Annotated in this window: 24 protein-coding genes and 1 pseudogene; 16 read left to right on the top strand and 9 right to left on the bottom strand. The window is 68.8% G+C overall.

Annotation, left to right across the window (positions count from 1 at the left end; genetic code table 11):
- The first annotated feature begins 57 nt into the window (after positions 1-57).
- From ACZ6A9_RS01510 to ACZ6A9_RS01520, 3 genes are all read left to right on the top strand, one after another.
- Positions 58-1,188 carry a hypothetical protein gene (locus ACZ6A9_RS01510; protein WP_468976276.1) on the top strand — a complete coding sequence of 377 codons (1,131 nt, stop codon included), beginning with the start codon at positions 58-60 and terminating at the stop codon, positions 1,186-1,188.
- Positions 1,185-2,354: a hypothetical protein gene (locus ACZ6A9_RS01515; protein WP_468976279.1), complete on the top strand. Its 1,170-nt coding sequence runs from the start codon at positions 1,185-1,187 to the stop codon at positions 2,352-2,354. The genes ACZ6A9_RS01510 and ACZ6A9_RS01515 overlap by 4 nt, the downstream gene beginning before the upstream one ends.
- A 113-nt stretch (positions 2,355-2,467) precedes the next feature.
- On the top strand, positions 2,468-3,100 hold the full coding sequence (locus ACZ6A9_RS01520) for a DUF6000 family protein (protein WP_468976282.1): 633 nt from the start codon (positions 2,468-2,470) through the stop codon (positions 3,098-3,100).
- A gap of 139 nt (positions 3,101-3,239) precedes the next feature.
- Here the strand turns inward: ACZ6A9_RS01520 and ACZ6A9_RS01525 are convergent, their stop codons facing one another.
- From ACZ6A9_RS01525 to ACZ6A9_RS01535, 3 genes are all read right to left on the bottom strand, one after another.
- Positions 3,240-3,605 carry a hypothetical protein gene (locus ACZ6A9_RS01525; RefSeq protein WP_468976284.1) on the bottom strand — a complete coding sequence of 122 codons (366 nt, stop codon included), beginning with the start codon at positions 3,603-3,605 and terminating at the stop codon, positions 3,240-3,242.
- A gap of 107 nt (positions 3,606-3,712) precedes the next feature.
- Entirely contained in the window at positions 3,713-3,967 is a 255-nt protein-coding gene (locus ACZ6A9_RS01530; protein WP_468976287.1) for a Txe/YoeB family addiction module toxin, read from the bottom strand.
- Positions 3,964-4,248, bottom strand: coding sequence for a type II toxin-antitoxin system Phd/YefM family antitoxin (locus ACZ6A9_RS01535; protein WP_468977925.1), 285 nt, complete (start codon positions 4,246-4,248; stop codon positions 3,964-3,966). The genes ACZ6A9_RS01530 and ACZ6A9_RS01535 overlap by 4 nt, the downstream gene beginning before the upstream one ends.
- A 395-nt stretch (positions 4,249-4,643) precedes the next feature.
- Here ACZ6A9_RS01535 and ACZ6A9_RS01540 point away from each other — a divergent pair, with 395 nt between their 5' ends.
- The 7 genes and pseudogenes from ACZ6A9_RS01540 (at position 4,644) to ACZ6A9_RS01570 (ending at position 9,628) form a co-directional block, all read left to right on the top strand.
- The gene (locus ACZ6A9_RS01540; protein WP_355367704.1) at positions 4,644-4,895 is read left to right on the top strand and encodes a hypothetical protein; all 252 of its coding nucleotides are present in this window, start codon (positions 4,644-4,646) and stop codon (positions 4,893-4,895) included.
- The gene (locus ACZ6A9_RS01545) at positions 4,895-5,287 is read left to right on the top strand and encodes a DNA-binding protein (RefSeq protein WP_468976290.1); all 393 of its coding nucleotides are present in this window, start codon (positions 4,895-4,897) and stop codon (positions 5,285-5,287) included. The genes ACZ6A9_RS01540 and ACZ6A9_RS01545 overlap by 1 nt, the downstream gene beginning before the upstream one ends.
- A 362-nt stretch (positions 5,288-5,649) precedes the next feature.
- Positions 5,650-5,996, top strand: a pseudogene (locus ACZ6A9_RS01550) (CPCC family cysteine-rich protein).
- Positions 5,993-6,724, top strand: coding sequence for a HEAT repeat domain-containing protein (locus ACZ6A9_RS01555; protein WP_468976292.1), 732 nt, complete (start codon positions 5,993-5,995; stop codon positions 6,722-6,724). The pseudogene ACZ6A9_RS01550 and the gene ACZ6A9_RS01555 overlap by 4 nt, the downstream one beginning before the upstream one ends.
- 3 nt (positions 6,725-6,727) lie before the next feature.
- Entirely contained in the window at positions 6,728-7,357 is a 630-nt protein-coding gene (locus tag ACZ6A9_RS01560) for a DUF6000 family protein (RefSeq protein ID WP_468976295.1), read from the top strand.
- 226 nt (positions 7,358-7,583) lie between these two features.
- Positions 7,584-8,999, top strand: coding sequence for an AAA family ATPase (locus ACZ6A9_RS01565; protein ID WP_468976298.1), 1,416 nt, complete (start codon positions 7,584-7,586; stop codon positions 8,997-8,999).
- Positions 8,996-9,628, top strand: a complete 633-nt coding sequence (locus ACZ6A9_RS01570; protein ID WP_137207950.1) for a DUF4276 family protein — start codon at positions 8,996-8,998, stop codon at positions 9,626-9,628. The genes ACZ6A9_RS01565 and ACZ6A9_RS01570 overlap by 4 nt, the downstream gene beginning before the upstream one ends.
- An 819-nt stretch (positions 9,629-10,447) precedes the next feature.
- On the opposite strand, the gene ACZ6A9_RS01575 is transcribed toward ACZ6A9_RS01570, so the two are convergent.
- From ACZ6A9_RS01575 to ACZ6A9_RS01585, 3 genes are all read right to left on the bottom strand, one after another.
- Positions 10,448-11,044 (bottom strand): restriction endonuclease, encoded by a 597-nt coding sequence (locus ACZ6A9_RS01575; protein WP_468976301.1) that lies wholly within the window; start codon positions 11,042-11,044, stop codon positions 10,448-10,450.
- 99 nt (positions 11,045-11,143) lie between these two features.
- Positions 11,144-11,680: an NUDIX domain-containing protein gene (locus tag ACZ6A9_RS01580; protein ID WP_468976304.1), complete on the bottom strand. Its 537-nt coding sequence runs from the start codon at positions 11,678-11,680 to the stop codon at positions 11,144-11,146.
- 1 nt (position 11,681) lies between these two features.
- Entirely contained in the window at positions 11,682-13,037 is a 1,356-nt protein-coding gene (locus ACZ6A9_RS01585; RefSeq protein WP_468976307.1) for a tetratricopeptide repeat protein, read from the bottom strand.
- A gap of 222 nt (positions 13,038-13,259) precedes the next feature.
- On the opposite strand from ACZ6A9_RS01585, the gene ACZ6A9_RS01590 reads away from it, so the two are divergent.
- The 5 genes from ACZ6A9_RS01590 (at position 13,260) to ACZ6A9_RS01610 (ending at position 17,826) form a co-directional block, all read left to right on the top strand.
- Positions 13,260-14,009 carry a hypothetical protein gene (locus tag ACZ6A9_RS01590; RefSeq protein WP_468976311.1) on the top strand — a complete coding sequence of 250 codons (750 nt, stop codon included), beginning with the start codon at positions 13,260-13,262 and terminating at the stop codon, positions 14,007-14,009.
- A gap of 77 nt (positions 14,010-14,086) precedes the next feature.
- Positions 14,087-14,998: a phosphotransferase family protein gene (locus ACZ6A9_RS01595; RefSeq protein ID WP_468976314.1), complete on the top strand. Its 912-nt coding sequence runs from the start codon at positions 14,087-14,089 to the stop codon at positions 14,996-14,998.
- 1 nt (position 14,999) lies between these two features.
- Positions 15,000-15,692 carry a class I SAM-dependent methyltransferase gene (locus ACZ6A9_RS01600; RefSeq protein ID WP_468976318.1) on the top strand — a complete coding sequence of 231 codons (693 nt, stop codon included), beginning with the start codon at positions 15,000-15,002 and terminating at the stop codon, positions 15,690-15,692.
- A 36-nt stretch (positions 15,693-15,728) separates the two neighbouring features.
- Positions 15,729-16,274 carry an HAD domain-containing protein gene (locus tag ACZ6A9_RS01605; RefSeq protein ID WP_468976322.1) on the top strand — a complete coding sequence of 182 codons (546 nt, stop codon included), beginning with the start codon at positions 15,729-15,731 and terminating at the stop codon, positions 16,272-16,274.
- Positions 16,275-16,347: 73 nt separating this feature from the next.
- The gene (locus ACZ6A9_RS01610; protein ID WP_468976325.1) at positions 16,348-17,826 is read left to right on the top strand and encodes a hypothetical protein; all 1,479 of its coding nucleotides are present in this window, start codon (positions 16,348-16,350) and stop codon (positions 17,824-17,826) included.
- A gap of 166 nt (positions 17,827-17,992) precedes the next feature.
- On the opposite strand, the gene ychF is transcribed toward ACZ6A9_RS01610, so the two are convergent.
- The gene (gene ychF / locus ACZ6A9_RS01615; RefSeq protein ID WP_468976328.1) at positions 17,993-19,081 is read right to left on the bottom strand and encodes a redox-regulated ATPase YchF; all 1,089 of its coding nucleotides are present in this window, start codon (positions 19,079-19,081) and stop codon (positions 17,993-17,995) included.
- 183 nt (positions 19,082-19,264) lie between these two features.
- Between ychF and ACZ6A9_RS01620 the strand changes: the two genes are divergently transcribed.
- Positions 19,265-19,891 (top strand): DUF6542 domain-containing protein, encoded by a 627-nt coding sequence (locus ACZ6A9_RS01620; protein ID WP_468976330.1) that lies wholly within the window; start codon positions 19,265-19,267, stop codon positions 19,889-19,891.
- Here ACZ6A9_RS01620 and ppgK read toward each other — a convergent pair.
- Positions 19,888-20,634 (bottom strand): polyphosphate--glucose phosphotransferase, encoded by a 747-nt coding sequence (gene ppgK, locus ACZ6A9_RS01625; protein WP_468976333.1) that lies wholly within the window; start codon positions 20,632-20,634, stop codon positions 19,888-19,890. The two genes, ACZ6A9_RS01620 and ppgK, sit on opposite strands and share 4 nt — an antisense overlap.
- Positions 20,635-20,704: 70 nt before the next feature.
- Positions 20,705-21,730 (bottom strand): 4-hydroxy-3-methylbut-2-enyl diphosphate reductase, encoded by a 1,026-nt coding sequence (locus tag ACZ6A9_RS01630; protein ID WP_190097238.1) that lies wholly within the window; start codon positions 21,728-21,730, stop codon positions 20,705-20,707.

The raw sequence follows: 21,730 nt of genomic DNA on the forward strand, positions 1-21,730 counted from the left end.
CCCAACTCGCCGTGTAGCGACGGAGATACACTCCTGCGACGAAAAGGATCACGGGGGGTGATCGAGGTGGCGGAGGCGCTCGCGGAACCCGGCCTGCCGCGCCGGTGGCTGCCGCGCGGCAGGCGCGGCCGGCTGTTGCCGGCATCCGCGCTGGTGCTCGTGCTCGCGGGTACCGGGCTCGGTACGCGGGCGGCGGACACGTGGCCGTGGCCCGAGGACCGCTACTGCTGGGGCGCGTGGGAGGAGGACAGCGGTCCGGGCTTCCTCGCCGACGATGACGACGTGTCACGCGGCGGCAGCGAGACGCTGCCCACCCGCGAGCGCCCGGCCGGCAGCTGCGAGATCACCATATCCCAGGCGTACACGAGCAGTTACGACGGCGACGAGGTCACGATCGACCAGACGGTGTCCGTCGAGTACGGTCCGGTCCCAAAGGCCCCCGAGGCCCGGCTCGCGATGATCCAGGACCGTTTCCTGGGCGGTGACGTGGTCCCGCTCCCGGACGGCCTGCCGGGCACGGTGAACGGGCGCGGCGGCCTGCTGGTGCTCCCCGAGTCCTGCGATGCGCGAGACGGCAGGCCGACCGTCGTCACTCTCCGCGCGTCCGGCACGTACACCAGCGGCTCCTCGTACACGCGGAGCGATCCGGCCGGTCTGGGCGGCGCCCGGCAGGCGGCGGTGCTGCTCGTCGAGGCGGCCAACCGGGGGATGACGGCAGCCGGTTGCGCACCGGACGAGCCGCTGAGGGTCAGCTCGCCGCTCTACGACGTACCGGGCAGCAGGGAGCGCGTCCTCGGCGCCTCCGGCGACGTCTGCGGCATCCGTGGCCTGAGCCTCGGCATGGAGGACGTCGAGGACCAGATCGGCGCGGTCACCCGCGACCTCCAGACGTGCAGTGTCCGGGGCGATCGCGACGGCGCACCGTACCTGGACCTGGCGATGGTCGCACAGCCCCGGCTGGCCGCGGTGTTCGACGGCATGACGGGCGAGCGGCCCGCGGCCCGCGGCTGGCGCGGCACGGGCACCCTCGGCAAGAAGCACTCGATCGCACGGGCCGACTGCGCGGGCCGGCCCCTCACCTTCCTGATGGGCGCCTCCGCCGACCCCGGCCACCTCGCCGTCTTCGCCAACGCGGTCGCCGCCCGCCTGGGCTGCGCCCCCGTCGCCCCCGAGGGAGCCGACCGGTGAGCAGCACCCCGGACGAGTCGAACGACGTCGCACAGCCCCTGCCCGCCGGGCGGGAACCGCTCGGCGAACGGCACCCGCGCCGGTGGCACTGGCGCCGGCTGCCGCGCGGCCGGATCCGGCCGCTGCTGGCCGCCACTCTCGCCGGGACACTGCTCGGCGCCGGCGGCACGGCCTGGCAGACGCAGGCCGGGCCGTTCGCGCCGGACGAGGTGTGCTGGGGCGCCCTGTCCCGCGACGACCTCGCCGCGACGTTCCGCGAGCCGGAGGACGTCAAGGCGGTCGAGGCTCCCGTGCTCCACAGTGAGCGGTCCAAGGACGGCCCCACCGGCAGTTGCCAGTTGACGAACAGCGACGGTGACGCGTGGGCGCTCACCGCCCGGGTGCACCGGCTGGACGACCGCCGTGGCGACCACCGCGAGTGGGCCGACGAGTTCCTCTCCGCCCGTCTCACCCCGCTCGGCGGCGGCCTGCTGGGCATGGCCTCGGACAACCGCGCCTGGCTCGCCATCCCGGACGGATGCCTGGGGCGCCCCGGCGACTTCACGGGGCCGACCGTCGTGGACATCGCTCAGGGCAACTGGATCAGCGACATGGAGCCTCGGACCAAGGAGCGGGACGGCATGGCCCGCATGGTCGTGAAGCTCGTCAACAAGGTCAGCGCGGACCTGGGTTGCACCGGCACGATCGCCGATCCGGTCGGACGCCTGCCGAAGGCCGTCCGCTACACCCGCACGGAGAAGCCGGACGCGTACTGCGGCATCAAGGGGCTGAGCCTGGACACGAAGCGCCGGCCGCACCACGCCCCCATGATCACCGACGGGCCCGGCCCGGTGCGCACCTGCGACCGGGACATCACCGGCTCACAGCCGAAGCAGCGCCTGATGACCGTCGAGGACCCGAGGCTGGCCGGGATCTTCACACGCATGGCACTGCACGAGGGCGACCGGGTGCGCGCCGCTGTCGGCTTCGGCGGAATCGGCCCCAACCTCGGCGTCTTCCAGGCCCGTTGCCAGGCGGGCGAGACGGTGTTCGTCGTACAGGTCAACGAGTCCGGGGCGAGCGCGGACCTGCGCACCCTCTTCCCACGCTACGTCGAGGCCGAGGCGGCCCGCCTCGGATGCGGCCCTCTGAAGCCGGAACTGCCACGGCCGGGCGAGGGCCGCTGACCCGCCCCCTCCCGGCCTCCCGGCCCCGTGCCGTGAGTCGCCGCAGGTGCCCGGGCAGCGGGGCCGCCCCCACCTGGACCGACCGTACCGACCTGTACCCCGAGAGGTGACCAATGCCGTTCCAGCACCCCGAGGAGATCGGCTACGGCTACGTGATCGAGCGCTACGTGACGAGGAAGGACTCGGGCCACGCGCGCTACCTCGTCCTGAGAAGTGGTCGATTCCTGCGGCCCGAGTGGCCTCACGGCGAACGTTTCGCCCATCACCTCATCGACGACGCGGCCACGATCACCGATGCCGAGTTGGAAGCCCTTCTCGGCTACGAGTGGCGCTCACGCCTCACGGCCGGCTGGCTGATCGGCGTCGACCGCCGCGAACGGTTCCGGGCACGAATCGGCGACCTGCTCCTGGCCAGCGAGGTCTGCTTCTCCGGCCGGGCCTACTGCTTCGCCCTGGCCCGATTCGGCACCCACGCCGACGCCGAGATCCTCACCGCCTACCTCGACCGCTGCCTCCCCCGCACCGACCTCCGCTACGACCAGCCCGCAGCGCTCGGTGCCCTCCTCCGCCTCGACGCCCACCTCGGCACCCACCACGCCGACCGCTTCACCCCGCCCGACGGCCTCTGGGACCAGTGGGTCAACGCCCTGGCCCACCTCCGCGACCACCCCGGCTACACCCCCGCCGAGCAGCGCCGCTGGACGAACCTCCAGTGCGACTTCGCCGACGGACGGACACGTCCATGACGTCGAGGAGCGCTGCGAGACGCGCCGAGGATTGTTGCTTTGCCGGTGCCTGTGGTCCCCCTGACTGTCTTTCTCCTCACAGGTTCGCCAGAGTGGACCTCGCGTCCGAGGGCGCTGTCACCTTCCGCCCATGACCGCATCAGACGCTCTGCTCCGCCGCATCGAGCAAGACCCGCCACTGGCTGCCGCGCTCGCCTGGCCAGACGACTTCGACACCGACCGCCGAGACCCTCTCGAGGACCTTGTCCTGCCGACGGGAAGGCCGCTGCATCCGACAGCCGGCTGCGGTGCCGGAGGCACGTACTTCCTCTGCGGGGAACGCGGGGCCGAGGACCGCACTCCAGCCCTTGGCCCGGCAGGCGGTACGTGCCAGTTTCACCACCTGTACCGGATGGCCGACGGAGCACCCCAAGAGGCAGACCGGGATACCCGTCCGGGCGAACAGAGCCTTGGCCGACGCCCGGTCGTGCTCTCCGAGGGGTTCACCGATCAGGGACAGCGTCAAGGGCCACCCAGCCCTTGACGCGTGCCGGTGCCGACCGGCCGCGCCCGCACCAACGCCACCTGTTCCGTCCCGACCGAGGGAACTGGCTCAGTGACGACACCGAGAACTCAGTAGTGATAGCGGGCCGCGAGGATCACGATCTCCTTGTCCGTGACCAGGTAGACCAGGCGGTGCTCGTCGTCGATCCGCCGCGACCAAGCACCTGGCAAGTGGTACTTGAGCGGCTCGGGCTTACCGATTCCGGTGAAGGGGTCGCGTTTGACGTCCTCGATGAGCTTGTTGATCCGAGCGAGCATCTTGCGGTCGTTCCTGAGCCAGGACGTGTAGTCCTCCCAGCCCTGATCTTCGAAGACGAGCCTCACTCAACACCTTCACTGGCCGCATCCGGCGAGTCGGGGTCGATCAGCTCTCGCTCTGCCACATTGATGTTGGCCAGGGCGTTCTCGTACGCCTTGAGCAACCGGCGAGCGTTCGCCGGCGAGCGCAGCAGGTACGAGCCCTCACGCAATGCCGCATAGTCCTCGGCCGAGACGAGCACGGCGTTGCCGTGCTTGGAAACGATCTCGATGGCCTCGTGGTTGTCGTTGACCTTCTTGATCAGCGGAAAGAGAGCCTTGCGGGCTTCACTCGCAGTTATGGACACGACCTCACCCTCTCCGATAGCGGTACCGGATAACGTACCACTCTCGCTGCTCATGGCCAGAGCAGACGCCCGGCGAAGGACCGGGCGACGGGAATGGCGTCGAGCTCCCGCTTCACCGCCGCGTCGTGGATCGGCTTCAGCGCCGCCCGTACCGCCTCCACTGCCCTTCCGTGGTCACCGACCACGGCCTGCGCCGCCTCGTACAGTCGCGCTCCCCTCGCGACTGTGTCCCGCTCTCCACGCCCCACGCTTCCGCCCCTCTCCCCGATCCTTCCCGCATCTTCCCACCGCCCCACACGGGCCTCGACGGGCCTTCGCAGCTCCCTTCGGATCGAACGGACCTCGGGGCAGTCATTCACACCCCCAGACTTACGACCACAGGTAGGATCAGCACCATGAGCGGTAGCAGGAAGTACTCGATCAGCCTGCCCGAGGATCTCGCCGAGGCCGTACGGGCCCATGTCGGGCCCGGCGGTTTCTCCGCCTACGTCGCCGAGGCTCTGGAACAGAGGGTCGCCATGGACAAGCTGCGGGAGATCGTCACCGACTTCGAGACCGACAACGAAGCTCTCACCCGCGAGGAGGTCGAGGCCGCCCGGGCACTGCTGCGCCACGACCACCGACAGGCCGGCGGGGCCGCCGCCTGATGCCCGGCACCCTCCTGCTCGACAGCGAAGGACTCTCGAAGCTCTACCGCAAGGACCGCACCGTCGTGGCTCTGGTCCAGGCGGCGTCGGAGGAGGGCGTCCGCGTCGCCACCAGCGCCATGACCACGCTTGAGGCCGACTACGAGCGCATCCACCCGGCCCGCATCAAGTGGGTCCTCTCCCGCGTCGACGTTCACGACGTCACCAAGGAGATCACCGACCAGGCCGCCGCGCTTCTGCGCACCCATCACCTCCACAGCCACAAGTACGCCATCGACGCTGCCTTCGCCGTCATCTCCCGCAACGCATCCCGGCCGGTCACGGTCCTCACGTCCGACCCCGAGGATCTGACACTCCTGTGCGGCCCTTCCGTGGAGGTCGTCAAGGTCTGAGGCGACCTGACGCCGACCAGACCTGCCGCTGCCCCGCATCGCGGGGCAAAGACTCCACACGGACAGACGCCTGTACCCGACCCGCCAACAGGCGGGTCGAGCAAGGTTTTGACGAGACGTCACACGTTGAAGCGGAATGTCTGCGGCCCGATCCTGACCTGCGACGGAGCCTCGCATAGGGACCTGAGGGATTTCCTCGTTGGCATGCGTTGGCTCCCGACAGCCGTTTACGGGTGTCCCGCGGACTGGATGCGGACTGGCCGGGCGGGCGGAGGCCGAGAAATCCATGGCGCACCGGCGGGACCGGCAAGGAGACTGCCCAGGTGAGCGACCGCTACCCCTGCCCATGCTGCGGGCACCGCGTGCTGGGCGAGACGCCCGGCTCGTACGAGATCTGCCCCGTCTGCTTCTGGGAGGACGAGGGGTCCAGTTCCGCTGGCCGGCCATGAGCGGCGGCGCGAACAAGGTCTCCCTGATCGAGGCCCAGCGGAACTACCAGGACTTCGGCGCCTGCGACGAGCACGGCCAGCGGTTCGTCCGCCCACCGGCCGAGGACGAGCCGCTCGACCCAGCCTGGCGCCCTATCGATCTGACCCGGGACTCCTTCGAGGACTGGGCAGCCGAGGACCGCGCCCCGTGGCCCGACGACAACTCGGTTCTCTGCTGGTGGCTCCCCACTTTCTGGCGCCGGGACCACTCCGCGTCATGACCTCCCACATCGAGACACTCGTCCAGCAGCTCGACGGCAAGGCCGACGAGTCCTACGACGCCCGCGCGGAGCTGATCTGGATCGGCGCCGACGCCATACCCGCCATCATCGACGGCCTGCCTTCCCTCGGGGGCTTCGGTCAGCTGACCGCCATCGAGGTCTTCGAGGAGGTGGGCGATCCCCGTTGCGGCCCCGCTCTCATCGGCCTGCTGGACAGCGACAACCTGACCGTCCGCGAATGGGCGGCCGTGGCCCTGGCGAGCCTGGGGATCGACGGCGCGGTCGAGCCCGTGCGCCGCGCCTATCGCGCCTGCCTGGAACGGGCGACGCCACCGGACTGGAGCGAGCCGGGAGGCATCCGCTGGGCCCTGACCGAACTCGGCGCCCGCGTCCCTGTCGTCCCGCCGCTCACGGCACGCCTACGAGCCACCGTGTCGGACGACGCCCCTGGCTGGCCCTCAACCCACTTCACCGAGATCATCAACGACCTGGCCGACCACGCCCAGGTGATCCTCTACTCCCAGTTCTGGCGAGTGGACGCCGGCCGCACGTACGGCGTCTCCGGCCCCGACCTGAACTGGGAACTCGACTGGACCGCGCCCTGGGAGCACCTGGTCGAGGGGTCCCGCACCTGGTCCCTACTGGAAGCCTCCAAAGCCCCCGCCAGCGACGACATCTTCGTCGCCCTCACCTGGATCGACCGTAGCGACCTGCACCCGGAGAGGTGACCGATGCCGTCCCAGCACCCCGAGGAAGTCGGCTACGGCCATGTGGTCGAGAGCTACGTGACGAGGATGTACGGCGGCCTCCCGCGCTATCTCGTACTGAACGGCGGGCGGTTCCTGGGCCCCCGGTGGTGGCACACCACCCGCTTCACCCGACACCTGATCGCTGACGCCGCCGCGATCAACAACGAGGAGCTGGAAGCCCTCCTCGGGTACGAATGGCGCTCGCGTCTCACCGCCGGCTGGCTGATCGGCGTCGACCGCCGCGAACGGTTCCGCGCACGAATCGGCGACCTGCTCCTCGCCAGCGAGGTCTGCTACTCCGGCCGTGCCTACTGCTTCGCCCTGGCCCGATTCGGCACCCACGCCGACGCCGAGATCCTCACCACCTACCTCGACCGCTACCTCCCCCGCACCGACCTCCACTACGACCAGCCCGCCGCCCTAGGCGCCCTCCTCCGCCTCGACGCCCTCCTCGGCACTCGCCATGCCGACCGCTTCACTGAGCCCGACGGCCTCTGGGACGCGTGGGTCAAGGGCGTGGGACGCCTCGGCTACCCCAGCCACACCCTCGCCGAGCTTCGCCGCTGGACAGACCTCCACTGCGACTTCGCCAACGGCTGGACCCGCACGTAGTGAGGATGTAGCCCGCTCACTGGGAACTGCCCGCCTCTCAACTCTGTAGGTGGCGAAGACGAGTGCGAGGAAGCCTTTGGTGGCTTCGACGCCCCAGGCGCCGTAGGGGATGTGAGGCAGCGAGCCCGTGGACAAGAGCTGGGAAGGACCGCCAACGTACACACGGGATGACATCTTCCTCGCCAGTAGTCTTAACGGATCCGCCCGGCGAGCCTCCGGAGACAGCATGCTGACCCGCCTGGAAGTCCACGGGTTCAAGAACCTTTTGGACCTATCCATCGACTTCGGCCCCTTCACCTGCATCGCAGGGGAGAACGGCACCGGCAAGTCGAATGTTTTCGATGCCATCCAGTTCCTTTCCCTACTCGCCGACCAATCGATGATGGAGGCGGCCCAGGAGGTCCGGGGCGTGCACGGTGAGCGTCATGGTGACCCTCGTGACCTGTTCTGGAAGGGCTTCGCGCCTGGCCGTCACCGGATGCGGTTCGCCGCCGAGATGATCGTCCCGCCTCACACTCAGGACGACTTTGGCCGAGCCGCCAAGGCCACAACCACGTTTCTGCGGTATGAGCTTGAAGTCGGCTACCAGGAGCCGTCCGGCCTGGACCGTTTCGGCCGCCTCACCCTCCTCCACGAGACGCTGAGCCACATCACCAAGGGCAAGGCCGCCCGGCACCTCCTCTTCCCCCACAGCGCGAAGGAGTTCCGCAACACCGTCATTCAGGGCCACCGCAGCGGCGCCCCTTTCATCTCGACGACGACTGAATCCGGCGAGTCGGTCGTCAAAATCCACCAGGACGGTGGCAGCCGAGGTCAGCCCAAGCCAGCCGCAGCGTCCCGGGCACCCGCAACCGTCGTCTCCACCATCACCAGCAGCGACGACCCGACCATCCTCGCCGCTCGCCGTGAGATGCAGTCCTGGCGACGGCTCGCTCTTGAGCCGTCAGCTCTGCGCAGGTCCGATCGGTACGTCGACCCGCAGGTGATGGGCGCCGACGGCTCCCACCTGCCCGCGACACTCTTCCGCGTGGCCCACGACACTCCAGGCGCGGATCCCAGCCAGGTCTACGCCAGGGTGGCGGGGCGTCTCTCGGACCTGACGGGAATCCATATCCGTGATCTGGATGTCGATCAGGACGAGGTCCGGCAGCTCCTCACGGTCAACGTGCGTGAGGTGGCCGGCATTACCCTGCCTGCCCGCAGCCTCTCTGAAGGAACCCTGCGTTTCCTGGCCCTGTGCGTCCTACTCGAGGATGCGTCCGTGCGCGGTCTGATCTGCATGGAGGAGCCCGAGAACGGCATCCACCCCGCCAACCTCAACGCCATGGTCGCCCTTGTCCAAGACCTTGCCGTCGACCCGTCGGAGGAACCTGGCACGGACAATCCGTTCCGACAGGTTCTGATCAACACACACTCACCAGGGGTCGTGCAGCTCGTCAATCCTGACGACCTCTTGTTCGCCGACACCGCGATCCACAAGGCGGAAGACGGCTCCCTGAATCGAGTACTGCGTTTGCGTCCGCTCGCCGAGACATGGCGCGCCACAAAGACGGGCGCCGACTTCGTGACTAAGGCCGACGTCCTGCCGTACCTCACCACACCTGCCGGAGCGCAGCTCACGCTGGACTGGGGGGCCGCGTGACCACTCGTATTCTCTTCATCGGCGAAGGCAGCAGCGACAACGGCCTCGTACGGCACGTCGAATCCATTGCCGCGCGCAAGGGGCTCGACGCCTCGATAACCGTTCCCGACTTCGGTCTGCTTCGGCCGCCACCTGGCCATTCCGTCCGGGACAAGCTGCGGGCAGCCCGTAAGCTCCACGGGACATACGACTTGGTAGTGGTCCAACGGGATGCCGACCGGGGTCCCGCCCAGGACCGCAGGGACGAGATCGCGGAGGCAGTACACGCCGAGTGGCCCGACCTCCAGCACGTCGCTGTAGTGCCTGTCCGCATGTTGGAAGCGTGGCTGCTTCTCGATGAGGCGTGTCTGCGTCAGGTCGCTGAAAACCCGCGCGGCCGCGTCAGACTTGATCTCCCCAAGGGCACTGCAGCGGAAACGGTCGCCGACCCTAAGCAGCTCCTCAAGGACTCGCTGGCGCGGGCAAGCGAGTACAAAGGACGTCGCCTCGTCCAGTTCCAGAAGCGTTTCTCGCAGCACCGGCTGCGCATGCTCGAACTCCTGGATCCGGAAGGCCCGGTGGCCTGTCTTCCATCTTGGCAGGATTTCGTCAGGGATCTCGACGAGGCATTCGACACTCTCCACGGATGAGTAATCAAGGCAGCGCGGCCCTTGGTGGACAATCGTCGAAGCGAGCAGTCCCGCTCACGCGGTCCTCGACGTACGCCACGACATGCCCCAGTCGGAGAGCACTGTCAACCTTGCGCCCCCATCCATGGAGAAGTCATGCCTGACGGAGCAATCATCTGGGTTCTTTCGACGAAACTCGAGAATTCTTTGGATGCCGCGAACAACATCAGCTACGGGAAGGTCGTTAGATACGATCAAGGGACACCCGGAAGTAACGTCTAGGCCGACAGTGCAACGCCCAGCAAGGTTCTCAATCACGAGAACTCCGCTCTCCACGCCAGTAGAACCGGAGGCGACCATTGCCCAAAAATTTGAGCAGTTGATTGACTCCGGTTCATGTGGACTATCTGCAGTGACACGCACACAATCTGATGCACAAGCGTCCAATAGATCAGACTGCGCAAATGCGAGCACTGGACGCAGCGCACCATCTTGCCATAGTTCTAGCCTGGCCTCGTCTTCAGCGATCCCCTCTCCCTCTACGATGAAGCGCCATGGATTCACAACCAGCCCCGCCACCTCCTCCTGAGGAAGCAGATTAAGACAAGCGATCAATACACGCGCTGCAGCCGCGGTGCCGCGAATGGTATCCAGCGGGCGAGGAAGGTCACCACGCGATGCCTTAGCTGGCAGGTTAACGAGGCACTCCACCAACGCTACAGGGAAGTCTCCTTTTTGGAGCAGTTGCCACCACAGCCTACGGCGCGGGATTGGAACCCCCTCCGCGTAAAGGAACATCAGGACGGCCGCAACAGCCACCTGCGCCTCCTGCCTCATAACCTACTCACGCCGCTCCCAAAAGAAATCAAGATCGGCTTGCGTCGGCTCTTCACCAAGCTCATCAAAGCGACTAATAAGCAGCCGAAGCCTTTCCTCTTCCGAGAGCATCGCAGGTAAGATTCGCGCTGCAACCGTGGGGTGCCGTCGGACGAGTCTATCCAGGTTGTCGCGATCCCATAGTTTGATTAGAGGGTGCGGATGAACATGCAAGCGCTCCTCAAGCCAGTCACGCGTTGGGTTGCTGAATCGACTGTTTGTCGCTACGACGAGGACGTCGACGTCTGTACGAGCACACGCGTCCAGCACCGCTTGCTGAACCGCACCCCGCTCAACCGTGCCGCTCCTACCCTTGCACTCGATCCACCAGCGCTGCCTGTCGAGCTCCCCGTCCGGACTGGGCCTATCGAAGACAGCCTCCAAATCGCGGCCGCTATCGGATGCAGTTACCCCTCTTTCCGACCCGGCACGCCAGACTAGGTTTTGCGCACCCATCGCCTCCAAGAGACCGAATAACAGCTCTTCGAGCTGACTTCCGGATACTTCTTTCCATAGAACTTTTGTGACAGTCGCATCGAACCCACTAGTCACTTCTCCCACCCCTGCCTATTCCATCTGACCTAACGGAGCCCGTGGCGTTCCCCATTCCCAGGCTCCGATCACACCAAATTCGAGAACCTCAGCGGCATCGCGCGATGGTCACAACGCTGACCAACCATCCAACGAGACATCCGCCCCTTTGTTCAGATAGTGATGCAAGGCACTGGCCGTGGTTTCAACAAAGGCTTCAGGGATGGCGTTGCCATCAACCCAGCGGACCTGGGAGTGCTTGCGGGGTTCGCGGTTTTCGGGTTCACCGGTCCATTCGTGGGCGGCGAACACAACCGTGAGGAAGCCGTTGGGGGCTTCGACGCCCCAGGCGCCGTGGATGATGTGGGCGACTTTGAGGGACTCGGGTTTCACGGTCAGGCCGGTCTCCTCGTAGAGCTCGCGGACCGCGGTTTCGGTGATGGGCTCGCCCGGTTCGCTCTTGCCGACGGGGAGATCCCACATGCCCTGGGCGAACTTGGCGTTCCCGCTGCGCTGGAGGAGGACGACGCGGTTGGTGGCCTTGTCGTGGACGATGACAGCGGCAACCAGCAGGGTCATCGATTCGAGCGCCGGCTTGAGAGCCTTCGGCTGGTCGTCGGTCTGCTGGGTCACGGTGTTCCCTTCGTCGGGCGGGTTGTTGGGCATGTTAGGCGAGGGCCTCGCGGGCGCGGCGGGCGAGATCGGCGGCGCCGGGAACGCGACGGCGCTGGTAGACCGTGAGGGTGGAGCGGATCGAGGTGATCGCCTTGCGGGTGCGGTCGGAGGTCATGCCTTCCATGAGGACCAGGGCTTGGGTCCAGGCGGCGACGGCCTCGTCGGCGCGGGCCTGGGCGGCGAGGCTGTCGCCAAGGTCGGCGTGAGTGAGGGCGTGGACGCGCTTGTACTTCTCGGGGTCCCAGCGGGTGAGGGCATCTCGGTGCTGCTGCTCAGTGCCAATGTGGTCTGCGAGGTCGGTCAGGGTGCGGGCGGTGTGGCTGGCTACGGTGCCGGCGGCGGGGCCGCTTACGCGGGAGTAGCTGGGTTGGGGGCCGTCGTCCCGTAGGAGGGCGTTCTCGGCGGCGAGTAGGGCGCGCGCGGCCAAGGGGTTCTCGTTGACTGCGGCGTAGGCGCGGGCGTGCGTGATGTGGAGGAGCGCTTCGGTCTGGCCGTCGATGTGGCCGAGACCTGTGCGGAGGGCGCCTTCGACGAGGTCGACGCAGTGGTGGGGTTGCTTGACGCTCAGGGCTTGGTGGGCGAGGGCGCGCATCATCCAGGCGGCGTGGCCGTGGGGGTCGGCTTCGCAGGCGAGTTTGTAGCCGACCTGGTAGTAGCGCTGGGCGGCGCCTTCCTGGCCGAGGTCGTGGTGCTTCCAGCCTGCGAGGTAAGCAAGTTCGGCGGCGGCGCCGAAGGCGGCCCGGCGTAAGGCTTCGCTGGGGAAGCGTCCGCGCAGCATGGGGGCGGCGGTGTCGGCGAGGTACGCGGTGACGGTGGTCAGGCCGTGCCCGCCGCCGAGGCGCTCGTCGGCGGCGCTGAAGGCCGCGGTGATCTGGCGTACGACGTCCACGTCCTCCGTCCCGACCATGGACGTGCCGGTGCGGGCGCGGAGCATGCGGGCGGTGGCTTCGTGGTCGTATCCGAGCGGCATGGCGACGCCGGCGGTGGTGAAGGCCGCGATGGCGAGGAAGCGGCGGCGCTCGACGTCGGCGCGGCCCAGGTCGGTGGCGGCGAGGACAGGGTCGGATTCCGCCGGCGCTTCGTCATCGCTGGTCTGGAGGCCGATCTCGGTCTGGGTGACCGTGCGCCCCGCTCGGCGGGACAGCGCCTCGGCCAGGTACTGACCTACCCGGCCCGACGGGGCGCGGGTGCCGTTCACCCAGTGCGAGATGGCCGACTTGTTGGTCTGGAGGATCTCGCCGTTCTCGGCCGCGATGCGCCGCACGTCTCTGGCGAGGGCCTCGTAGGTGCAGTCGACAGCCGCGATGACGTCGCGCAGACAGGAGTTGGGTTCTCTCTGCGCCGCCACGATCGCCTCCACTCCGGAGCTGTAAACCGCGTATACCGCTTCAACTGCCTTCCACCGTACCCACTGAGCGTGACCACCGGTTCACTTATCAGCAGCCGCCCGGAACGGCGCGACCGTGATCCAGGCTCCCCTTGGTCCGGGCGGCACCCCAAAGTTCCGTACGCCCACACCAGGCTCGGGCATTCCTGTGCCCGAGCCCGGCCGATCAGAGACGGAGACACGGTGACCACCATCGACACCACGGCCATCACGGTCGAGTTGCCCGAGGCGTTCGACCCGCGCTGGAGCCGCCTGCCCGGCATCCGGGTCGACGGCCGACGCATCACCATGGACCCGGCCGAGTACTTCTTCCGCTTCGAGTCCAACACCTGGCTCGTCGCCGACTGGGAGCTGGTCAAGGCCCAGCTCCTGGACGTGGACGAGACGACCGAGAACGCGGTCGAGCAGCACGCGCTCGACTTCATCAAGCAGCACGGCGAGTCCACGTCCGACGCGACCCGCGTTCTGGCCACCGCGTACAAGGTGTACGCCTACCTGTTCCGCGACGAGCACCTGGCCGGTCTCGGCCTGCCGCAGATCACCGCCGACCACCTGCGGATGCTCCGCGAGGCGGCCACGCTCATGGCGCTCAACAAGGTCGAGCTGGACGGGCACATCTCCAACGTCGGCCCGTGCTGGTTCTTCCCCGCCGCCACGTCCGTCGTCTTCGACCTGGACGACAGGATGGGCGGGATGCTCGACGAGGTCTACCACGGCGGCTGGTTCAACGAGCACCGCCGGATCGAGTCCATCAAGGCACACGCCGCGCTCGGCGGCCGGCTCGTGCACGGCTGCCAGTCCGTGCCGGACCAGACCGGAGGCGTGGTCGCGCCCTACGGTGCCTCGATGGCGAACTTCCGTGACGACCTCGCCGCGTTCAAGGCGGGCTGGATCAAGCAGGTCTACGCCCACCGCGTGAACCCCGCCACCTAACCCCACCCGATCAGGCTCCGGGGCGGGCCGGTATCTCTCGCCCGCCCCGGACGCCACCATCTCCCCGGAGCCCTCCTGTGACCACGAACCCCAGCGCCGAACTCCTGGACAACCTGCTCACCGCGACCGGCCAGACCACCGCCGTACGGGAGGAGGTACGCGTGTGGTCCATGTCCGGCGTCGAGCGCGTGACCTTCCCCGACGGTGCCACCGCCATCTTCAAGTACGCCGAGAAGCCCTTCGACAGCGAGGACCAGGCCCTCCGCCTGGCCCACACCCTCGGCGTACCCGTCCCCCAGGTCCACGCCTCCGCCGTCCTGGACGGCTGGCTCGGCATGCTCATGGAAGACCTCGGACCGTCCGTCCGCGAGGCCGACGACCTCGACGGCGTCGCCGCGGCCGTGGTCCTGCACGGCACCCGTACGGCTCCGCCTTTGCCCGTCCTCGACCAGGAGCAGCTGCGGACGCTGCCGGCCCGGGCGATGGAGCGTCTCGAACGGCTGCGCAAGGCCGACCGGTGGCAGGACGCCGACGACGTCGAGGACGCGCTCGACCGGATCGCCCAGGCCGCCGAGGCACGCTCGGCCGGAGCGACGCTGGACCCGTTCGGATGGGTGCACTCCGAGTTCCATCTCACCAGCCTCCACATCGGCGAGCGCGGCTGGCGGCTGCTCGACTTCGCCCGCGCCTTCACCGGCCCCGGCCTGCTCGACCTCGCCAGCTGGCACGGCACCATCGAGCCCCCGCACCCCGTGCGCCTGCGCGTCTTCCTGGAGCAGTACGTCACCGCCGGCGGCACCCCCGACGCCCTCGCCCCGCGCGGCGGGCTCACCGCCGAGAACTGGGCCCTGGGCTGGCACCGCATGTGGGCCGTCGAGTGGTTCATGGAGCAGTCGATCCGCTGGATCAACGACCCGGCCACCGACCCCGCCTACATCAAGGTCGTCCGCCGCCACCTCACCGACGTCCTCCACCTCCTGGAGATCTGACGTGCTCGCCCAGGTATCCCCATGGCACGCCCACGCCGCCCAGCGCACCGCCGCCGGACACGCCGAACCTCTCTCCGTACCCGCCCGGATGGAATGGACCACGAGACCCGGCCAAGGTCCCGGCGCCGAGATCCTCGGCCCGGACATGCGCGGCAAGCGACTCCTAGAACTCGGCTGCGGCCCCGGCCACAACGCCGCCCACCTCGCCACCCGCCACGGCGCCGCTGTCACCGGCGTCGACCTGGTCGGCCTCCAAGTCCGCCGCGCCCGCTCCCACTACGGACGGCTGAACAACCTCACCTTCGTCGCCGGCCACGCCCTGCACTACCTGCACGCCTCCGACGAGCAGTTCGACGCGATCTACTCCGTCTTCGGCGCCGTCGGCCTCGTCGCCCCCGAGCTCCTCCTCCCGGCCATCGCCCAGCGCCTCACGCCCGGACGAGTGCTCGCCTTCTCCGTCCCGCACCCGGCGCGCGGCGGTCGAAGCCCTTGCGGCGACGACCGGCCCCGCCGCGACCACGTCACCCTTCCCGACCGCACTCGGCTCCCCATCGCCCGATGGGAGTTCGATACCGACCGTTTGGAGAGGCACCTCAGCCGGGCGGGCTTCTGGCTCACTTCGGCCCAGGAGTTCAACGGCCCCCGCATGGGCCACTGGCCCACCACCCTGCTGATCCGCGCCCGCAAGCTCTGACCAGCCATTCGCCCCGGCTTCCCCCCGGAGGAACCGATGCGCCCGCCTTACCTGCTCCTCGACATCGACGGCGTCCTCATACCCTTCCCCAACGCGGACGGCTCGACCCCGGCCACCCACGCCCGCCACGACGTCGTCCCCACCGGCCGGAGCGCCGACAACCCGGTCACCGTCTGGCTCGACCCTGCCCATGGCCCCATGCTCATGGACGTGATCCGCACCGGCCTGATCACCCCGGTCTGGTGCACCAGCTGGCGCCAGGACGCCACCGCCCTCATCGGCCCGCTCCTCGGCCTTCCAACCCTGTCGTACGTCGCTCTCCCGCGTCCGCAGATCACCACCAGCCACCCCAACGGCTACCTGTGGAAGCGTGACCACGTCGACGCCTGGCTGGGCGACACTCCCGCCATCTGGATCGACGACGACTTCACCGGCCTCGACCATGAATGGGCGGCGGAGCGCACTGCGAAGGGAACGTCGACCCTCCTCATTCAGCCCGACCCACACCACGGGCTGCAGCCCGAGCACCTGACCGGGCTCACGACGTGGGTCTCGCAGTTACCCACAGCCCGCGCCGCCTGACGCCCTGATGCCCTCGCTGCCACGAGCAGAGAGGGCATCAGAGTGTTGCTCGAGCGTGAGCCGCCTGCGGTCTGTGGCACGTATCGGCGGCGCTGATGTCAGAGTCGGCTGGAACACTGCGGTCGTGATCAACGAGATGACCCCAGACCTTTCTGGTGCTCCCGCCAGCTCCCTGCCACCCAGAGCACAGGCAGAGCTCGCCGGCACCGCCTGGGAAGAGTTGCCGCACGTCTGTACGGGCCGGCACGGTGTGCCTGACACACCGGACATCCTCGGCGCTGTGCTCGCCGCCGACCCGGCCCGCCGGGTACGGGCGGTAGGCGATCTGTATCGGCTGCTCCTCAATCAGGAGCAGGTGTTTCCGGCGACCGCTCCGGCAGCCTTGGTCCTGGCCGGGCTTCTCGACGATCCGCGCACCCTCGCCGAAGACCGGTGGGAGCGCAGGTCCGGTCGGCGGTCGCTTCGCGCCGAACTGCTGAACTGGCTGGCTTCGTTCGCCGACATCGCCCGCCTGGACGTCGAGGGCGGCGTCGGCACGGCGCAGAATCTGGCCGCCGCCCGAATGGCAAGGCCAACACTCCACGACCGCATCGCGGACTTCTGCGACGCCGACGATCCACTGGTGAAGGAGGCCGCGCTCGCGGCCACCGCCCTGCTCCTGGCCGACCCCGCCCTCGCCTCGTCCGTACCCCGGTACGCGCCCGCCGTTCGCGAGGTCCTTGCCGTGAGCGCGGACTCCTACTACCGGTGGATCGTCCGAGAACGGCTGGCTGCCTGGGGGGAGGATGTCACTGGTCTCGTCATTGCGGAGAAGGAGCGCCGCGCGGCCCTGGACCGGGCAGGCGAGTTGGCGGAGGACCCGTTCGGCGGCCAGGAGCAGGAGCAGGCGATCCGCTGGCTGGAAGATCAACCCGAGGACACCGCTGCTCCGGAACGACTCGGCCGCCGACGTGAGGACCGGACTGCGCCCATACCGGCCGCCCTGCACGAGCCAGCACCCGAGCCGCCCGTGGCCGCCGCGGGAAGCGAGGCGGGGTACCGCGGCCCGTGGCGGATCGCCTGGGAGGAGGAGCGCGCCAAGTGGACGTTCACGCCGTACGTAGGAGTCGGCCCCCTGCACTTCGGGATGACCTTGGAGGAGATCACCCGCGTCCTCGGCGAAGGACCGGCCGTCTCGTCCTACTCCCACCACGGCGAAAACCAGCAGCTCAACTACGCCGACTTCACTGAGATCGGGATCAGGGCCCTCTTTCACGACGGCCGCCTGGGGTGCGTCGCCGCAGACGCCCTCACCGGCCCTCAGGTGAGACTGGACGCAGCCCCGCTGACCGGCTGCGCGCCTTCCCACGTGGAGGACTGGCTGGTCCACCGCACAACACGGCCTGGCAGGCTGGCGTACAGCATCGCCGGCGATCCGGTCTTCGCCGACCTCGGCCTGGCGATCCGCTCCCAGCGGGCTGGCGACATCGTCCTGACCCGCCCCCTCTTCCTGCTCCACGACTGGCTCGACCTGTGGCACGCGTTGCCCAGCGAGGAGTGGAACTGCTCGTGAAGCGTTGTTCGCCGCTCGGCCCGCCGACGCCCAGCCACAGGTCGACGAAGCAGCGTAGCCGCTACCCCGCGCGCTGACCGAAGTCAGCCCATTGCGGACTCTGTGCGGACCGCAAAGGCCGCCCAACCCACTCCACCGCAGGTCAGACGGCCTTTCGCCGAACGGATTAGACGTTGAAGCGGAACTCCACCACGTCCCCGTCCTGCATGACGTACTCCTTGCCCTCCATGCGGGCCTTGCCCTTGGCGCGGGCTTCGGCGACGGAGCCGGTGTCGACCAGGTCGGCGAAGGAGATGACCTCGGCCTTGATGAAGCCCTTCTGGAAGTCGGTGTGGATGACACCGGCGGCCTCGGGGGCGGTGGCGCCCTTCTTGATGGTCCAGGCGCGGGATTCCTTGGGGCCGGCCGTCAGGTAGGTCTGCAGGCCGAGGGTGCGGAAGCCGACGTGGGCGAGGGTGGCGAGGCCGGGCTCCTCCTGGCCGACGGACTGGAGGAGTTCGAGGGCCTCGTCCTCGTCCAGCTCGGCGAGGTCCGCCTCCAGCTTGGCGTTGAGGAAGATCGCCTCGGCGGGGGCGACGAGGGCGCGCTGCTCGTTCTTGAAGTCCTCGTCGGTCAGCTCGTCCTCGTCGACGTTGAAGACGTAGAGGAAGGGCTTGGTCGTGAGGAGGTGCAGGTCGTGCAGGAGCTCGTTGCGCTCGGTGCCCTGGACGATGCCGTGGGCGAAGAGGGTGTCGCCCTTCTCCAGGATTTCCTTGGCCTCCTCGACCGCCTTGACCTTGGGCGCGATGTCCTTCTTGATCCGCGACTCCTTCTGGAGGCGGGGCAGGACCTTCTCGATGGTCTGGAGGTCGGCGAGGATCAGCTCGGTGTTGATCGTCTCGATGTCGTCCTTCGGCGAGACCTTGCCGTCGACGTGGACGACGTTCTCGTCCTTGAAGGCGCGGATGACCTGGCAGATCGCGTCGGACTCGCGGATGTTCGCGAGGAACTTGTTGCCCAGGCCCTCACCCTCCGAGGCGCCGCGGACGATGCCGGCGATGTCGACGAAGTCGACCGTGGCCGGGAGGATCCGCTGGGAGCCGAAGATCTCCGCCAGCCTGGTCAGGCGGGGGTCGGGGACGCCGACCACGCCGACGTTCGGCTCGATCGTGGCGAACGGGTAGTTGGCCGCCAGCACGTCGTTCTTGGTCAGGGCGTTGAACAGGGTCGACTTGCCGACATTCGGCAGACCGACGATTCCGATCGTGAGCGACACGTTGCGACTTCCCGTACGTGAGGATGAGGGGCGAGGACCGGCCCTACGGGGCTGAGTGGGCCGATCCACCAGTCTACGGCGTGCCCGCGCCCGCCCGGCCGGTGCACCGGACGCCCGGCCGGGCTTCGGATCCCGGCGTGTCTCACGGACTGTTCGGCACATAAAACGACCTAAGTTGGTCCGGTGGAGCAACACAGGACGCGACCCACGCAGCAGGGACCACGACGTGACACCGCGCCGGGGCCACCCCGGCAGCCCCGGCCGGGCAAGCCGCCGCTGCCTCCGCAGGCGGGGCGGGCGGCGGGGGGCGGGGTCGTACGGTCCCCGCGGCCGGCCCGGACCGGGCGGGTGCCGCAGCGGCGGCCCGCTCCCCCGGCCGCGGTCCGGCGTCCGCCCCGGCCGCGGCTGACCGGGCTGGGCGGGGGCTTGTTCTGCGCGGCGGTGATGCTGGTGCTCGGGCTGCTCACCGAGACGCTGTTCGGGGCGTCCCAGACGGTGTACGGCGTGCTGTTCCTGCCCGTGAGCGTGCTGACCGCGCTGTGGCTGCGCGAGGGGGACGTGCTCATCGGGCCCGTGGTCGTGCCGATCGCCTTCGCCGTGGGGCTGGTGCCGGTCGCCGACACCGGTGGCGGGGGCACCGGCGACCGGCTGATGGGCATGGTGACGGGCCTCGCCACCCAGGCGGGGTGGCTCTACGGCGGGACGCTCGTCGCGGGGGTGATCGTGCTCGTGCGCAGGGTGCGGTGGGTGCGGCGGCTCCGGGAGGCCGGCCGTCGCCCGGCGGGCCGCCCGGCCGTGAGGGACCGCTAGCCGCCCGTCGCCGCCCGCATCGCCGCCCCCACGATGCCCGCGTTGTTCTGCAGCTGGGCCGGGACGATCTCCGCCCTGATGCCCTTGATGTGGTGGAGGTACTTGTCGGACTTGCGGCTGACGCCGCCGCCGATGATGAACAACTCCGGCGAGAACAGCATCTCCACGTGCGCCAGGTACTTCTGCACCCGGTGCGCCCACTGCTCCCACGACAGGTCGTGGTCGTCCCTGGCCTTGCTGGAGGCCCGCTTCTCCGCCTCGTGGCCGTCCAGCTCGAGGTGGCCCAGCTCGCTGTTGGGGACGAGGACGCCGTCCGCGAAGACCGCGCTGCCGATGCCGGTGCCGAAGGTCAGCAGGACGACCGTGCCCCTGCGGTACCGTCCGGCGCCGAAGTGCATCTCGGCGATGCCCGCCGCGTCCGCGTCGTTGACCACCGTCACCGGCAGGCCGCCCAGACGGCCGCCGAGCAGCACACGGGCGTCGGTGTCGACCCAGCTCTTGTCGACGTTGGCCGCCGAGCGGACCGTGGTGCCGTCGGTGACCACTCCGGGGAAGGTGACGCCGACCGGGCCGGTCCAGCCGAAGTGGTCGACGACCTCCTTCACGCCGTCGGCCACCGCGTCCGGGGTCGACGGTTGCGGGGTGAGGACCTTGTGGCGCTCCTGCGCCAGGTCCCCCTTGTCCAGGTCGACCGGGGCACCCTTGATCCCGGATCCGCCGATGTCCACGCCGAAGATCTGCATGTCTCCACGTTACGACGTACGACGGACGGTCACGGGGCCGACCACCGCGACCGCCACCGCCGCACCACGGTCACTTCGCGGAATCCGCACCGGTCCCGGTGCCGCCGCGCTCGGCCACCAGGGCGGCGGCCTCGTCGCGCAGATCGCGGCGGAGTTCCTTCGGCAGGGAGAAGATGATGGACTCCTCGGCCGCCTTGACGATCTCGACGTCCTCGAAGCCGCGCTGCGACAGCCACTCGAGGACCTGCTCGACCAGGATCTCCGGCACCGAGGCGCCCGAGGTCACACCGACCGTGGAGACGCCCTCCAGCCAGGCCTCGTCGATCTCGTCGGCGAAGTCCACCAGGTACGCCGCGCGGGCGCCGGCGATCTTGGCGACCTCGACCAGCCGCTTGGAGTTGGAGGAGTTGCGCGAGCCGACCACGATCACCAGGTCCGCCTCGGCGCCCATCTGCTTGACCGCGAGCTGACGGTTCTGCGTGGCGTAGCAGATGTCGTCGCTGGGCGGGGAGATCAGCTGGGGGAACTTCTCCTTGAGGGCGTCGACGGTCTCCATGGTCTCGTCGACGGAGAGCGTGGTCTGGGACAGCCAGACGACCTTGGAGGGGTCGCGGACCTCGACCTTGGCGACGTCGCCGGGCCCGTCGACGAGCTGGATGTGGTCGGGGGCCTCGCCGGAGGTGCCGATGACCTCCTCGTGGCCCTCGTGGCCGATCAGGAGGATGTCGTAGTCGTCATTGGCGAAGCGGACGGCCTCCTTGTGGACCTTGGTGACCAGCGGGCAGGTGGCGTCGATGGTGGCGAGCCGGCCGCGCTCGGCCTCCTCGTGGACGACGGGGGCGACGCCGTGCGCGGAGAACATCACGATGTTGCCCGGGGGGACCTCCTCCGTCCGTTCGACGAAGATCGCGCCCTTCTTCTCCAGGGTCTGCACGACGTACTTGTTGTGCACGATCTCGTGCCGGACGTAGACGGGGGCCCCGTACTGCTCCAGGGCCTTCTCGACGGCGATCACGGCGCGGTCCACACCCGCGCAGTAGCCACGGGGGGCGGCGAGCAGGACACGGCGGCCAGGCGAAGCGGTCATGCCTCCCAT

The sequence above is a fragment of the Streptomyces sp. NPDC041124 genome (assembly GCF_055592385.1).

Coding starts and splice junctions, on each gene's coding strand:
- ACZ6A9_RS01520 (WP_468976282.1), top strand. CDS start 2,468: ATGCCGTTCCAGCACCCCGAGGAGATCGGCTACGGCTACGTGATCGAG.
- ACZ6A9_RS01540 (WP_355367704.1), top strand. CDS start 4,644: ATGAGCGGTAGCAGGAAGTACTCGATCAGCCTGCCCGAGGATCTCGCC.
- ACZ6A9_RS01545 (WP_468976290.1), top strand. CDS start 4,895: ATGCCCGGCACCCTCCTGCTCGACAGCGAAGGACTCTCGAAGCTCTAC.
- ACZ6A9_RS01555 (WP_468976292.1), top strand. CDS start 5,993: ATGACCTCCCACATCGAGACACTCGTCCAGCAGCTCGACGGCAAGGCC.
- ACZ6A9_RS01560 (WP_468976295.1), top strand. CDS start 6,728: ATGCCGTCCCAGCACCCCGAGGAAGTCGGCTACGGCCATGTGGTCGAG.
- ACZ6A9_RS01565 (WP_468976298.1), top strand. CDS start 7,584: ATGCTGACCCGCCTGGAAGTCCACGGGTTCAAGAACCTTTTGGACCTA.
- ACZ6A9_RS01580 (WP_468976304.1), bottom strand. CDS start 11,680: ATGCCCAACAACCCGCCCGACGAAGGGAACACCGTGACCCAGCAGACC.
- ACZ6A9_RS01605 (WP_468976322.1), top strand. CDS start 15,729: ATGCGCCCGCCTTACCTGCTCCTCGACATCGACGGCGTCCTCATACCC.
- ppgK (WP_468976333.1), bottom strand. CDS start 20,634: ATGCAGATCTTCGGCGTGGACATCGGCGGATCCGGGATCAAGGGTGCC.
- ACZ6A9_RS01630 (WP_190097238.1), bottom strand. CDS start 21,730: ATGGGAGGCATGACCGCTTCGCCTGGCCGCCGTGTCCTGCTCGCCGCC.